Here is a 15,401-nt window from a genome sequence, read left to right as displayed (position 1 = left end):
CTCTCTCTCAGACGTTCCCGAAGTCGTTGTCGATCAGGGCGAACAACTCGTCCGCTGTCGCCGTTGCGGTCACCGTTGCGGTGTCGTCCACCGCCCCGGGAGGTACTGCCCTGCCGCCCGGGGCGCCGGCGCGCCGGCGCCAGCCGCGCAGCAGTTCGTCCAGTCGTTCGCCGACCCCGTCGCTGTCGTCCGCTCCGGGCGGGGCGGCCGTGAGGAGCGTGGCCAGCCGGTCCAGCTCGGCCAGCAGCGGCGAGGGTGGTTCGGGCGCGGCGGACAGCTCCGCGTCCAGGTAGGCGGCGAGCGCCTCGGGCGTCGGGTGATCGAAGACGGCCGTCGGCGGGACGGCCAGCCCGGTGGCCTCGCACAGCGCGTTCCTGAACCGCACCGCGAGCATCGAGTCGAAGCCGACCTCGGCGAAGGAGCGTTCCGGGCGCACCGGGCCGGTTCCGGTGTGGCCGAGGACCGCGGCCGAGTGCCGGACGACGAGGTCGAGCACCGCCTGCCGGCGGGCCCTCCGGTCCAGCGGGGCCAGCCGGGCGGCCAGTCGTGCGGCGGCGGTGCCGTCGTCGTCGGCCGCGGCCTCCGGAGCGTCCTCGGCCGGCGCCCCGGTGGGGGCGGCGGCCGTCCGGCCCGGGGTGGCCAGCCAGTACCGGTCGCGCTGGAAGGGGTACGTCGGCAGCAGGACGGGGGCCGGTCCGCCCGGCCCGGGGGTCCCCGTCCAGGGCGACCAGTCCACCGGACCGCCGCCGGCCGCCCACGCCTCGGTCAGCGAGGCCAGCAGCCGGTCCCGGCCGCCGTCGCCGCGCCGCAACGTGCCGACCGCCGACACCTCCCGCCCGGCCTCCGCGGCCACCGCCTCGATCCCGGCGAGCAGCACCGGGTGCGGGCTGACCTCGACGAGCAGGGTGTGGCCCGCGTCCAGCAGGGTGCGGGTCGCTCCGGCGAAGTCGACCGGTTCGCGCAGGTTGCGGTACCAGTAGGCGGCGTCGAGCGACTCTCCGGCGACGGGTTCGCCGGTCACCGTCGAGTAGAGCGGGACGGCCGAGGCGCGGGGGCGTATCCCGGTGAGGGCTTCGCGCAGTTCGTCCTCGATCTCGGCGACCTGGGCCGAGTGGGCCGCGTAGTCCACCGGGATCGCCTTGGCCCGGACGCCTTCCCGCTCGCAGGCCGCGAGCAGGGCGGCCAGCTCCTGGGGCTCCCCGGCGACGACCACGGCGTCGGGGCCGTTCACCGCGGCCACGCACGCGCGTCCGCCGGCGGGCAGCAGGCCCGTGGCCCGCTCGGCGGAGGCGGCGACCGACACCATGCCGCCGCGGCCCGCCAGCCTCAGGAGCGCCTGGCTGCGCCGCGCCACCACGAGGGCCGCGTCGTCGAGCGACAGTGCTCCGGCGACGCAGGCGGCGGCGATCTCGCCCTGGCTGTGCCCGACGACCGCGTCCGGGGTGACCCCGGTGTCGCGCCAGTGCGCGGCCAGCGCGACCATCACGGCGAAGAGCACCGGCTGGACGACGTCCACGCGGTCGAGCGTCGGTGCGCCGGGCGCGCCGCGCAGCACCTCGGTCAGGGACCAGTCGGTGTGCGGGGCGAGCGCCCGTTCGCAGGCGGCGACGGCGGCGGCGAACGGCGCGGAGGTGTCGAGCGCCGCCGCGGCCATGCCGGCCCACTGCGAGCCCTGGCCGGGGAAGACGAAGACCGTGCGGCCGCCGCGCACCCGGTCCTGCACGGCGTCGGGCGCGGGTTCTCCCGCCGCGAGGGCGTCCAGCCAGCCGAGCAGCGCGGCGCGGTCGCGGCCGGTGGCGGCCGCCCGGAAGGGCAGGGCGGGGCGGGTGGTGGCGAGCGCCCGGGCGGCCGCGGCGGCGCCCGCGTCGGGGTCGGCCCGCAGGTGCTCGCCCAGTCGACGCGCCTGGCGGCGCAGGGCCGCGGGGGTCATGGCGGAGAGCAGCCAGGGAACCGTGGCCCCGGTGTCCTCGGCCGGTCCGCCGTCCGTGTCGCCGGGCGGGCCGTCGGCGGCGGGTGCCTCCTCCAGGATGGCGTGGGCGTTGGTGCCGCTCATGCCGAACGCGGAGACGCCGGCCCGGCGCGGCCGGCCCCCGTCCGGGGCGTCCCAGGGGCGGGCGTCCGCGAGCAGCCGGACCGCGCCGGCCGACCAGTCCACCCGGCTGGACGCCTGCTGGGCGTGCAGGGTGCCGGGGAGCACGCCGTTCCGCAGGGCGAGCACCGTCTTGATGACCCCGGCGACTCCGGCGGCGGCCTGAGTGTGCCCGATGTTGGACTTCAGCGACCCCAGCCACAGCGGGCGGTCAGCGGGCCGGTCCTGGCCGTAGGTGGCCAGCAGGGCCTGCGCCTCGATGGGGTCGCCGAGTACGGTCCCGGTGCCGTGCGCCTCGACCAGGTCGATCTCGGCGCCGGCGAGTCCCGCCGTGGCCAGCGCGGCCCGGATCACCCGCTGCTGCGCGGGGCCGCTCGGGGCGGTGAGGCCGTTGCTGGCACCGTCCTGGTTCACCGCGGTGCTCCGTACCAGGGCGAGGACCGGGTGCCCGAGGCGGCGCGCGTCGGAGAGGCGTTCCACGAGCAGGACGCCCACCCCTTCACCCCACCCGGTGCCGTTCGCCCCTTCGGCGAAGGAGCGGCAGCGGCCGTCGGGCGACAGGCCCTGCTGGCGGCTGAACTCGACGAAGACGTCCGGGCTCGCCATCACCGCGGCGCCGCCGACCAGGGCGAACGAGCAGTCGCCGGCCCGCAGTGCCTGGCCGGCCAGGTGCAGGGCCACCAGCGAGGACGAGCAGGCCGTCTCCACGGTCACGGCGGGGCCGCCGAGGCCGAGCGTGTAGGCGACCCGGCCGGAGGCGACGCTGGTGACCGTGCCGCTGAGCAGGTGCCCCTCGACCTCGTCGGCCGGGTCCTGCGGGCCGGTGCCGTAGCCCTGGGAGGCGACGCCGACGTAGACGCCGCCCTCGCTGCCGCGGACCGACGCGGGGTCGAGTCCGGCCCGCTCCAGGGCCTCCCAGCTGGTTTCGAGCAGCAGCCGCTGCTGCGGGTCCATGGCCAGGGCCTCGCGCGGGGAGATGCCGAAGAACTCCGCGTCGAACTCGGCCGCGCCGTCCAGGAATCCGCCGCCGGTGGTGTAGAAGGTGCCCGGGTGCAGGGGGTCCGGGTCGTAGAGGGTGTCCAGCGGCCAGCCGCGGTCGGCGGGCAGCGCGGCGATCGCGTCCACTCCGTCGGCCACCAGCTGCCACAGGTCCTCGGGCGAGCGGACGCCGCCCGGGAACCGGCAGGCCATCGAGACGATCGCCAGGGGTTCGTCGGCCGCCGCGGGCCCGGCCGCGCCGGCCGCGCCGGTTGTGCCAGCCGTGCCGTCGGCACCCGGTTCCGTGCCGCCCAGCCCGGCGAACAGGTGCGCGGCGAGGGCGTCCGCCGTCGGGTGGTCGAAGACGGAGGTGAGCGCGAGCGGCAGGGCGGTGGCCGCGACCAGCCGGTTGCGGAGTTCGACGGCGGTGAGCGAGTCGAAGCCCGCCTCGCGGAACGGGCGGTCGGCTGCGAGGCCGACGGCCGACTCGTGGCCCAGCACGGCGGCCGCTTCGCTCCGGACCAGCTCCGTCAGCAGCTTGCGGCCCTCGGGCCCGGACAGCCGGTGCAGCCGGTGCGACCACGACGGGTCGCCGCCCGTACCGGGTCCGGACCCTGTGGAGGTGTCCGCGGCCGCGGGGCCGCCGTCCGCCGACCGGAACTCGGCGGCGGCCGGCAGGCCGCGCAGCAGCGCGCTCTCCCGGACCGAACCGAAGGTGGGCGCGAAGCGACTCCAGTCCAGCTCGGCGACGACCGGTTCGCCCTCGTCCAGGGCCAGCGCCAGGCCGAGCGCCGAGAGCGCCGCCGCGGGGTCCATCGGCACCAGCCCGTGGCGGCGCAGGCCGTCGCCGACTGCGCCCTCGGCCATGCCCGCGCCGGCCCAGGGGCCCCAGGCCACCGAGGTCGCCGGCAGGCCCCGGCCGCGCCGCGCCGCGGCGAGGCCGTCCAGGTAGGCGTTGGCCGCCGCGTACGCGCCCTGGCCGCCGCTGCCCCAGGTGCCCGAGATCGAGGAGAACAGCACGAAGGCGTCCAGCGGACGGCCTTCGAACAGAGCGTCGAGGTGGGCCGCGCCGCGCGTCTTGGCCGCCGTCCGCAGGGCCAGTTCCTCCGGCGTGCAGTCCGTCAACGCGGTGTCCGAGGTGAGTCCCGCGGTGTGCACCACGGCCCGTACGGTGTCGCCCTCGGCGTGCAGCCGCTCCAGGATCCGTTCCAGCGCGGTGCGGTCGGCGACGTCGCAGGCCAGCAGGGTGCTCCGGGCGCCGAGCGCCGCCAGGGCGTCGGCCAGCGCGTCGGCTCCCGGGGCCTCGGGGCCCTGCCTGCTGAGCAGGACCAGGTGGTCCGCGCCGCGCTCCGCGAGCCAGCGCGCCACCTGGGCGCCGAGGCCGCCGGTGCCGCCGGTGACGAGGACCGTGCCGCGCGGCGTCCACGGTGCGGGCGCGGGTGTCGCGGGCTCCGGCGCGGGGACGAGCCGGCGGCCCAACGGTGCCGGCGCGCGTACGGCCACCTGGTCCTCGCCGTCCCGTCCGGCCAGCACCGCGCACAGCCCGTCCAGCGCGGGCCCGTCCAGCAGGTCCGGCAGGTCGACCAGGCCGCCCCAGCGCAGCGGGTGCTCCAGTGCCGCCACCCGGCCCAGGCCCCACACCTGGGCCTGCTCGGGGCGGACCTCCTCCGTGCCGTCGGCTGCCACCGCGCCGCGGGTGGCGCACCACAGGGGTGCGTCGATGCCGCTGTCGCCCAGGGCCTGGAGCAGCAGCAGGGTCCCGGTCAGGCAGGCGTCGAGCATCGGCAGGCCCGGGCGGGGGCCCTCGGCCAGGGCCAGCAGCGACAGGACTCCGTCCAAGGAGCCGAACTCCGGGAGCAGCGCGGCCAGTTCGGCGCGTTCGGCGGCGGCCCCGACCCGGAACACGGCCACGTCGGCGCCGTGTCCGGCGAGCGCCTGTTCGCAGGCGAGCGCGGTGTCCTCGGCACCGGGTCCGTCCGGGGTGACGAGCAGCCAGCGGCCGGAGAGGCGGGGCTCCGCGGGCGCGGCGAGCGGCTCCCATGCGATGCGGTAGCGGCGGGGGCCGATGGGGGCCGCGGTCCCCCGGCGGGCGCGCCAGGCGGCGGGGGCCGGGTCCGACGCGGCTTCCGGCCAGAAGCGCCGGTGCTGGAAGGCGTAGGTGGGCAGGTCGACCCGCCGCACGTCGGTGCCGCTCCAGCCCGCCGACCAGTCCACCGCCACACCGCGCAGGTGCAGCGAGGCGAGTGCGGTGCGGACCGCGTCCGGCTCGCCGCGGCCGTCGCGCAGCAGCGGCACCGTCCCGGGGCCGCCGGGGCCGCCGGGGGTGGGGGTGGCGTCGGGGAGGCAGGCGTGGAGCATGCCGGACAGCACGCCGCCCGGTCCGAGTTCGAGGTACGTGGTCGCGCCCTCGGCCCGCAGCTGGCGGGCCCCCTCCAGGAAGCGCACGGTGCCCCGGACGTGCCGCACCCAGTGCTCGGGGGAGCGGAGTTCCGCGGCCGTGGCCGTACGCCCGGTCAGGTTGGAGACGATCTCGATGCCGGGCGCGTGGTAGGTCAGCGACTCGGCCACGTCCCGGAAGGCGTCGAGCATGCCGTCCATCCGGGCGGAGTGGAAGGCGTGGCTCACGCTCAGGCGCCGGATGCGCCGGCCGCGGGCGCGGAACGCCCCGGCCAGGCGGCTTACCGCATCCTCGTCACCGGACAGGACCACGGAGTCGGGCCCGTTGACGGCGGCGATGTCCACCGCGTCCCGGTCCTCGGCCGACAGGGCCTGGCGTACTTCCTCCTCGCCGGCCTCCACCGCCACCATCGCCCCGCCCCCGGGCAGTTCGTCCATCAGCCGGCCCCGGGCCGTCACCAGCGCGCAGGCGTCGGGCAGGTCCAGCACGCCCGCCGCGTGGGCGGCGGCGAGTTCGCCGATGGAGTGCCCCATCAGCAGGTCGGGCCGCACGCCCCAGTGCCGTACGAGCCGGAACAGCGCCGTCTCCAGGGCGAACAGTGCGGGCTGGGTGTACCGGGTGCGGTCGAGCAGCTCCGCGTCGGGGGTTCCGGGCTCGGCGAACAGGAGGTCGCGCAGGTTCAGGTCGAGGTGCGGGTCCAGGCCGGTCAGCACGTCGTCGAGGGCGTCGGCGAACACCGGGTCGTCGCGGTAGAGCTCTGCGCCGGCGCCGGCCCGCTGGCTGCCCTGTCCCGGGAACAGGAAGGCGGTCCGGCCGGGGCGCACGCCGCCGGTGAGCAGTCGGCCCGCTGTCGTGCCGCGCGCGAGTGCGGTGAGCGAGCGCCGGACGGACGCCCGGTCCCGTCCCAGGACGGCGGCCCGGTGTTCGAGCGGGGCCCGTCCCGTGGCGAGCGAATAGGCGACGTCCACCAGTTCGACGTCCGGGTCGGCGTCGAGCCGGCTCACCAGCCGACCGGCCTGGACCCGCAGGGCCTCCGGAGTCCTGGCCGAGAGCAGCAGCGGCACGGGCGAGCCGGTACGGCGGGCGGTGGGGACGGCGGTGTCCGCGGCGAGCGCCATCGCGGCGGCGGGGGTGGCGGCGGTTCCCTCGGTGGGGGCGGCCGGGATGTCGGTCCGGTCCAGGGCGGGCACGGCCGCGATGGCGGGCGCCTGCTCGATGATCGCGTGCGCGTTGGTGCCGCTGATGCCGAACGACGACACGCCGGCCCGGCGTGGGTTCCCGGTCTCCGGCCACGGGGTGTGCGCGGTGAGCAGGCGGATGGCACCGTCGGACCAGTCGACGTGCGGGTTCGGCGTCCCGGCGTGCAGGGTTCCCGGCAGTTCGCCGTGGCGGATGGCCAGCACCATCTTCATCACTCCGGCCACCCCGGCCGCCGCCTGGGTGTGCCCGATGTTCGACTTCACGGAGCCGAGCCACAGCGGCCGGTCCGCCGTGCGCGCCGGCCCGTGGACGGCCTGGAGCGCCTGCGCTTCGATGGGGTCGCCGAGCTTCGTGCCGGTGCCGTGGGCCTCGATCGCGTCGATCTGGTCGGCGCGCAGCGCGGCATCGGCCAGCGCGGCGCGGATGACCTGCTGCTGGGACGGGCCGTTGGGGGCGGTGAGCCCGTTGCTGGCGCCGTCCTGATTCACGGCGGTGCCGGTGATCAGCGCGAGTACGGGGTGGCCGTGGCGCAGGGCGTCGCTGTGGCGCTCCAGCAGCAGCACTCCGGCGCCCTCGCCCCAGCCGGTGCCGTCCGCGTCCGCCGAGAACGCCTTGCACCGTCCGTCGGCGGCGAGCCCGCGCTGACGGCTGAACTCCACGAAGAGCCGCGGGGTGCTCATCACCGTCACCCCGCCCGCGAGGGCCTGCTCGCAGTCGCCGCGCCGCAGTGCCTGCACGGCCAGGTGCAGCGCCACCAGCGACGAGGAGCACGCGGTGTCGACGGTGAGCGAGGGCCCCTGGAGGCCGAGGACGTAGGACAGCCGCCCCGACAGCACGCTGGCCGTGTTCCCGGTCAGCAGGTGGCCCTCGGACACGCCCTCGGCGCCCTCCAGCAGCGCGGAGTAGTCCTGGCCGTTGGTGCCGACGTAGACGCCGACCTGCCGGTCCTTCAGCGCGGTCGGATCCTGCCCGGCGCCCTCGACCGCCTCCCAGGCGGTCTCCAGGAGCAGCCGCTGCTGCGGGTCCATGGCCAGGGCCTCGCGCGGCGAGATACCGAAGAACTCCGCGTCGAAGTCGGCCGCGTCGTGCAGGAAGCCGCCCTGCCTGCTGTACGTGGTGCCGGCGCGGTCGGGGTCCGGGTCGTACAGCCCCTCGGTGTCCCAGCCCCGGTTCGACGGCCAGTCGCCGACGGCGTCGGTGCCCTTGGAGAGCAGCTGCCAGAAGTCCTCGGGCCGGGCGACCCCGCCGGGGAAGCGGCAGCCCATGCCGACGATCGCGATCGGCTCGTTGCCGACGGGGTCGGCGGCCCCGGCGGACTCGGCGGTGCCGCCCGTCGCGTCCGGCAGGTCCAGGTTCGGGTTCAGGTCCAGTTCCGCGAGCAGCCGGTCGGCCAGTGCCGACGGCGTGGGGTGGTCGAAGAGGACGGTGGCGGGCAGGGCCAGCCCGGTGACGGCGGCGATCCGGTTACGCAGCTCCACCGCCATCAGGGAGTCGAATCCGAGCGCGGAGAACGCCTTTCCGGGCTGGACCGTGTCGACGTCGGGGTGGCGCAGGACCGTCGCCGCATGGGTGCGCACCAGTTCGGTGAGCGTCCTGACCCGGTCCTCGTGGCGCGGCAGTACGGCGATCCGCTGCCGCAGAGTGTCGGCGGCGCCGTCGCCCTCCCGGGCCGCCGGCAGTCCGGCGGTGTCCGGGGCGGGCCCCGCGGCCGCCGGGTCCGGCAGCCCGTCGAGCAGGGCGGCGGACCGCAGGCCGATGGCCGCGGTGAAGCGCTTCCAGTCGACGTCGGCGACCACGACCAGCGTGTCGTCCGCCTCCAGTGCCCGGCCGATCGCGGTGACGGCCGTTTCGGGCTCCATCACCGGCATGCCGAAGTCCCGCAGCCGTGCGGCGACCTCGTCCGCCAGCATGCCCGGCCCGGCCCAGGCGCCCCAGGCCACGGACGTGCCGGGCAGCCCGGCGGCCCGGCGGGCGGCGACGAGTGCGTCGACGGCCGCGTTGGCGGCCGCGTAGTTGCCCTGCCCGGCGTTGCCCACGACGCCCATCACCGACGAGAACACCACGAAGGCCGACAGGTCGAGACCCGCGGTGGCCTCGTGCAGGTTCCGTGCGGCGGTCAGCTTGGCGCGCAGCACCACGGCGAGCCGCGCGGGGTCCAGCGCGTCGAGCACACCGTCGTCGAGGACGCCCGCCGCATGGATGACGGCGGACAGCGGGTATCGCGCCGGGATGTCGGCGAGCAGCGCCGCCAGTGCGGCCGGGTCGGCGACGTCGCAGGCCGCGAAGGCCACTTCGGCGCCCAGCGCCGTCAGTTCCGCCCGCAGCGCGTCCGTACCGGGGGCGTCGGCGCCGCGTCGGCTGACCAGCAGCAGCCGCTCCGCGCCCCGGCCCGCCAGCCAGCGCGCCGTGTGCGAGCCGACGCCGCCGGTGCCGCCGGTGACCAGGACCGTGCCCCGCCACCGGACGTCCGGGCCGCCTGCACGGGCCTTCGGCGACCCGGACGACGCGGGGCGGAGCCGGCGTCCGTGGACCCCGGTGGAGCGCACCGCCACCTGTTCCTCGTCGGCCGCGGCTCCCGCGAGCACCGCGCACAGGCGGCGGGCGGCCCGTGCGTCCAGCACCTCGGGCAGGTCGACCAGGCCGCCCCGGCGGTGCGGGTGCTCCAGGGCCAGCGTCCGGCCCAGGGCGGCGGAGGCGGCCTGACCGACGTGTCCGGGCCGCTCCGCGCCGCCAAGGACCGCCAGTCCCTTCGTCAGCGTCCAGAGCCGGGCCTGGATGCCCGCGCCCTCCAGTGCCTGGGCCAGCGCGAGGGTCAGCGCCGGACCACCGGGCAGGTCGGGGTGGTCGGGGTGGGGGCGCTCCTCCCAGGACAACAGGGACAGCACGCCGGCGATCGGCTGCTCCCCGGCGGTCTCCGTGAGCAGGGCGGCCAGCTGTTCGCGGGTCGCGCCCGGATCGGCGACGACGCACGGGAGGAGGTCGGCTCCGGCCTCGCCGAGGGCGTCCAGGACGGCCGCCGCGTCACCGCCCTCGGGACGCAGAGCGAGCCAGCGACCGGGGAGGCCGTCCGCCGGCGTGACCGACAGGGGTGCCCAGGCGACGTGGTAGCGCCAGGATTCCGCCTTCCGCTCACGGCTCCTGACGGAGCGCCAGGCCGCCAGTGCGGGCAGGACTTCGTCCAGGGCGGCATGGCCGACCCCGAGGATCTCGGCGAGCCGGGTGGGGTCCTGCAGTTCCAGGTCGTCCCAGCGGTCCTCGGCGGGGGCGGCCGGGACGGCGGCGGGGGCCGTCAGCCAGTAGCGGGTGCGCTGGAAGGCGTACGTCGGCAGCTCGACGCGCCGGGCCCCCGGGAACGCCCGCGACCAGTCCACCTCCAACCCGCGCTCCCAGCCACGGCCGACCGCGCGCAGCACCTGCGCCGGACCGCCCTCCCCGCGACGCAACGTCCCCAGCACCGCGGCGTCCGCACCCGCCGCCTCCACCGACTCCCCCACCGCCACCGACAGCACCGGGTGCGGACTGGACTCGATGAAAACGCGGTGCCCGGCCGCCAGGAGCGCGCGGGTGGCCTGCTCGAACTCGACGGTCTCCCGCAGGTTGCGGTACCAGTACTCGGCGTCCAGGGCCTTCGTGTCCAACAGGCCGCCCGTGACGCTCGAATAGAACGGCACCGCACCGGACAGCGGCACGATGCCGTCCAGGTCGGCGAGCAGCTGCTCGCGGACCTCCTCCACATGCGCGGAGTGCGACGCGTAGTCGACCTCGATCAGACGCGCCCGCACACCCTCCCCCACCAGAGCCTCCACCAACGCGGCGACCGCGTCCGCGTCACCCGACACCACCGTCGACGACGGACCGTTCACCGCCGCCACCGACAACCGCCCCGCAATGCGCTCCCGCACCGCGTCCACCGGCAGAGGAACCGACGCCATCCCGCCACGGCCCGCCAACGCCCCCACCGCACGGGAACGCAGCGCCACCACCCGCGCCCCATCGTCGATGCTCAGACCGCCCGCCACCACGGCGGCCGCAACCTCACCCTGCGAGTGGCCCACCACGGCGTCGACCGCCACACCGTACGAACGCCACACCTCCGCCAGCGACACCATCACCGCCCACAGCACCGGCTGCACCACATCCACCCGCGCCAGCAGCGCCTCCGAACCCAACGCCTCCGCCAACGACCAGTCGACGTAAGGCGCCAGCGCACGCCCGCACTCCGCCATCCGCCCCGCGAACACCTCCGACCCGGCCAGCAACTCCGCGGCCATCCCCACCCACTGCGAACCCTGGCCCGGGAACACCAGCGCCACCCGACCGGAAACCAGCCCGCCGCCGGACACCGCGGCACCCTGCGCCAGCGCCTTCACGCCGTCGAGCAGTTCGCTCCGGTCCCCACCCACCACCACCGCACGGTGCTCGAAGGACGCACGCCCCACCGCGAGCGAACAACCCACGTCCGCCACGTCGAGGCCGGGCTCCGCCGCCACCCGCGCCGCCAACGCCTCCGCCTGTGCGCGCAGTGCCTCGGCGCTGCGCGCCGACACCGGCCACACCACCGTCCCGGGACGCGGGGCGTCCTCCACCGCCTCGGCGGGCGCGGACTCCAGGATGACGTGGGCGTTGGTCCCGCTGATGCCGAAGGAGGACACGCCCGCCCGGCGCGGACGGCCCGTGTCGTCCCACGCACGGGCCTCCGTCAGCAGCCGGCCGGCGCCCGCCGACCAGTCCACCTCGGGTGTGGGACCGTCCACGTGCAGCGTCTTGGGCATCACGCCGTGCCGCAGCGCCAGCACCGACTTGATGACCCCGCCCACACCGGCCGCGGCTTGGGCGTGGCCGATGTTGGACTTCAGCGAGCCGATCCACACCGGGCGATCCGAAGGCCGCCCCTGGCCGTAGGTGGCCAGCAGCGCCTGCGCCTCGATCGGGTCACCCAACCGCGTCCCCGTACCGTGCGCCTCCACCACGTCCACCTCGGACGCCGTCAGCCCCGCGTCCGCCAGCGCCGCACGGATCACCCGCTGCTGCGACGGACCGTTCGGCGCCGTCAGACCATTGCTCGCACCGTCCTGGTTCACCGCCGAACCACGCACCACCGCCAGCACCGGATGCCCGTTGCGGCGGGCGTCCGACAACCGCTCCAGCAGCAGCATGCCCACGCCCTCGGCCAGGCCGAAGCCGTCGGCGGCCGCCGCGAACGCCTTGCAGCGGCCGTCCGGGGCCAGGCCGCCCTGCCGGCTGAACTCCACGAGCATGCCGACGGTGGACATCACGGTCGCGCCGCCGGCCAGGGCCAGCGAGCACTCGCCGGAGCGCAGCGCCCGGACCGCGAGGTGCAGGGCCACCAGCGAGGACGAGCACGCCGTGTCCACGGTGACCGCCGCTCCCTCCAGGCCGAGGGTGTAGGCCAGGCGGCCCGACGCGACGCTCCCGGTGTTGCCGGTCAGCAGGTGGCCGCCCTCGTCGGCGCCCTGTTCGAGGGAGGGGCCGTAGTCCATGGTCATCGCCCCGACGTAGACGCCCGTCGGGGTCCGCCGCAGGGTGGACGGGTCGATCCCGGCCCGCTCCAGCGCCTCCCAGGTGGTCTCCAGCAGCAGCCGCTGCTGCGGGTCCATGGCCAGCGCCTCGCGCGGCGAGATGCCGAAGAACTCGGCGTCGAAGTCGGCCGCTCCGGCGAGCGAACCCGCCTCCCGCTGGTAGTACCGGCCCGGTGTGCCCGGTGCGGGGTCGTACCGTCCGGCGGTGTCCCAGCCGCGGTCGTCGGGCAGCGCGGAGACGGCGTCGGCACCCGCCGACACCAGCTCCCAGAGTTCGTCGGGGCTGCCGACCCCGCCGGGGTAGCGGCAGCCCATGCCGACGATCACCACGGGGTCGTCGTCCTCGGCCCGCCGCACCGGCTCGTCCGCGTCCGTGCTCCCGTCGGGCCGGTCGCCGCCGATCTCGGCGCAGAGGTACGCGGTCAGGGCCGCCGGGGTCGGGCAGTCGAAGACAACCGTCGCCGGGATGCGCAGCGCCGTCGCCGCGCTCAGCCGGTTGCGCAGCTCCACGGCGGTGACGGAGTCGAATCCCAGGTCGAGGAAGGCCAGGTCGGCGGGGACCGGATCGGACCGCCCGGTCAGCGCGGCGATCTCCTCGTCCACCAGCCGTGCCAGCGCGGCGCGCCGTTCCGGGGCGTCCGTTCCGGCCAGCTCCGCGCGGAACGCGCGGCCGACCTCCCGGCCGCCGCCCGTGGCGCCCGCGTCGTCCGGCCCGTTCGCGTCGGCCGGGCCGGGCTCCGCGAGCGCCGCCAGGACGGCCGCCGGCAGTTCCGGTACCCGGGCGTGCTGCCCGGCGGGCGGCGCTTCCCGTTCCGGGGCGGCACCGCACACGTACAGGTCACCGAGCGAGGCCAGGAACCGACCCGGACCGTCCTGGTCCCGGCGCAGCGTCCCGAGGACGGCGGCCTGCGCGCCGTGTTCCTCCGCGCAGTCCGTGAGGGCGGAGGTCAGCACGGTGTGCGGACTGACCTCCAGCAGGACGCCGTACCCGTCCCGCAGCAGGGCGCCGGCCGCCTCGTGGAACCTGACCGTGTTGCGCAGGTTGCGGCACCAGTAGTCGGCGTCCAGGACCGGGGCGTCCAGTCGTCCGCCGGTCAGTCCGGAGTAGTAGGGCAGCCGCGGTGTGCGGGGACGGATCGGTGCGAGGTCGGCGCGCATCCGGGGGATGATCGCGTCGATGTGGGGGGAGTGCGCGGCCAGGCCCACCGCGATCCGCCGTGCGTGCACCCCTTCCGAGGCCAGGTCGGCAAGGAGTTCGGCCGCGGCGTCGCGGTCGCCGGAGACGATCACGGACCGCGGACCGTTGTGCGCGGCGACGACGAGGCGGCCGTCCCAGCCGCGCAGCCGCGGCTCGACCTCGCCCGCCGGGGCCATGACGGAGACCATGTCCCCCTGCCCGGCCAGGGTCGCCTGGGCCTGGCTCCACAGGGCGACCACCCGCGCGGAGTCGTCCAGGGACAGCGCGCCGCTGACCGCGGCGGCGGTGACCTCGCCGACGCTGTGCCCGAGCACGGCGGCCGGTTCCACGCCGTGGGAGCGCCACAGCTCGGCGAGCGACACCGTCACGGCGAACAGCAGGGGCTGCACCACGTCGGCCCGGTCCCCGGCGGGCGCGCCCGGCGCGCCCGGGTCGCGGAGCACGTCGATCGGCGACCAGTCGACGAACGGTTCCAGGGCCTGCGCGCACGCGTCAATCCGGTCGCGGAACACCGTGGAGGTGTCCAGCAGGTCCACCGCCATCCGGGGCCATTGCGCGCCCTGTCCGGGAAACACGAAGGCGACCCGGCGGCCTGCCCCTGCGGCGCCCTCCACCAGGCCGGGCATGCTCCTGCCGTCGGCGAGCGCGTCCAGCCGCCGCAGGAATCCGTCGCGGCCGTCCGCCACCAGTGCCGCCCGCCGGCTCCCCTCGGAAGCGGTGCGCGCGAGGGTGAACGCGATGTCCTGGGGGCTCCAGTCGTCACGACCGGCCAGGTACGCGTGCAGGCCCCGCGCGCCGGCCGCCAGCGACTCCTTGCCGCTGCCTGCCAGGGTCCACAGCAGCGGTGCTTCCGTACCGTCGGGGTGCGCCATCGTGTCTTCGGACTCCTTCACGGCGAGCAGGACCATCAGTCGCCGGACCGTGGCGGGGGCCCGCTCCCACGGGTCGCGCGCCGACCGGGACGCCTTCGTCATGCCCGGCGTGTACCGCCACCGGACCTGCGACGCCGATCTTGCCCAAGTCGCATAGCGGCTCGATAGCGCAGGCCGCGACACGACGTGGACACGGGGAACGGGCGGGTCGCGGAGCAGCGGGAGGCCCGCGCGCACCGTGGGGCGGGTCAACCGTCCGTTCCGGCGGACCGCTCCGGGCCCGGAGTTCGCGTCACCCCCGGCTCCCGCCAGATCCCGTCCAGTGCCGCCACGAACTCAGGGCAAGCCCTCCACCTCGACCCGCTACGTCAACGGGGCAGGCGGCTGCGGCACACCGCGGCCAGCATCATGATCGCCGAAGGCATCCCCATCGCGATCGTCTCCAAGACCCTGCGCCACGCCACCCTGGCGACCACGATCCTCCACCTTCAGCCCGGAACGCGGTTGATCGGCTGGAGGACAGCCCTCCTCCCCGGCAGGACGGGCACTGCTGGCGCGGCACCAGCCTGACGCACCTGCGCGCTTGGATGGTCGCCAGTTGCGATGGCGTCCGGCCGTAGGCCTGAACGCGGTCGGCGTCGGGTCACCACTGGGCGATGAGCGGCGTGTCCGGTTCGTGCTGCCGCCAGGCTTCGTTGAGGCGGGCGAGGCGGCTGGGGGCTGCGATGCCGCGCACGGTCGCGATCCTGCCGCCCGTGATGTCGAACGTCACGGCGCCGACGACCTGGTCGCCGGGAACGAACAGGATGGCGGGGGCGCCGTTGACGAGCGCGTAGTGGACGGCGGACGTGCCGCCGGCGAGTCGCCGCTTCGCGGCTGTGGGTTTGAAGCCGGCCCGTGCGATGGCGGCGATGCGCTGCGCGGTGTCGTACTGCAGCAGCTTCTCGGTCAGGCCGGCGCCGTCGGAGATCGCGGTCGCGTCGTCGGTGAGCAGTGCTACCAGCCGTTCGGTGCGGCCGGACGAGGCAGCAGCGAGGAATTCCTCGACGATCCTGCGGGCGGATGCCGGGTCGGCTTCGCCGCCGCCGCGGCGCGCGGTGGTGATGCGGCGCCGGGCCCGGTGGAG

The 15,401-nt window shown here is 76.3% G+C and carries 1 protein-coding gene and 1 pseudogene; both read right to left on the bottom strand.

Annotation, left to right across the window (positions count from 1 at the left end):
* Positions 1-7 precede the first annotated feature (7 nt).
* Entirely contained in the window at positions 8-14,311 is a 14,304-nt protein-coding gene (locus tag ACGF0D_RS17740; protein ID WP_392917208.1) for a type I polyketide synthase, read from the bottom strand.
* Between the two features lie 607 nt (positions 14,312-14,918).
* Positions 14,919-15,401, bottom strand: a pseudogene (locus ACGF0D_RS17735) (RNA polymerase subunit sigma-70); the annotation flags it as partial.

This window comes from Kitasatospora sp. NPDC048298 (genome assembly GCF_043201465.1).
In the GTDB taxonomy this organism is placed as follows: domain Bacteria; phylum Actinomycetota; class Actinomycetes; order Streptomycetales; family Streptomycetaceae; genus Kitasatospora.
The sequence above is the reverse complement of the archived record's forward strand: the minus strand, read 5'-3'. Positions and strand labels throughout refer to the sequence as shown.

Excerpts from the sequence above, each read along its gene's own strand:
- ACGF0D_RS17740 (WP_392917208.1), bottom strand. The coding sequence starts at position 14,311 with ATGGTCCTGCTCGCCGTGAAGGAGTCCGAAGACACGATGGCGCACCCC.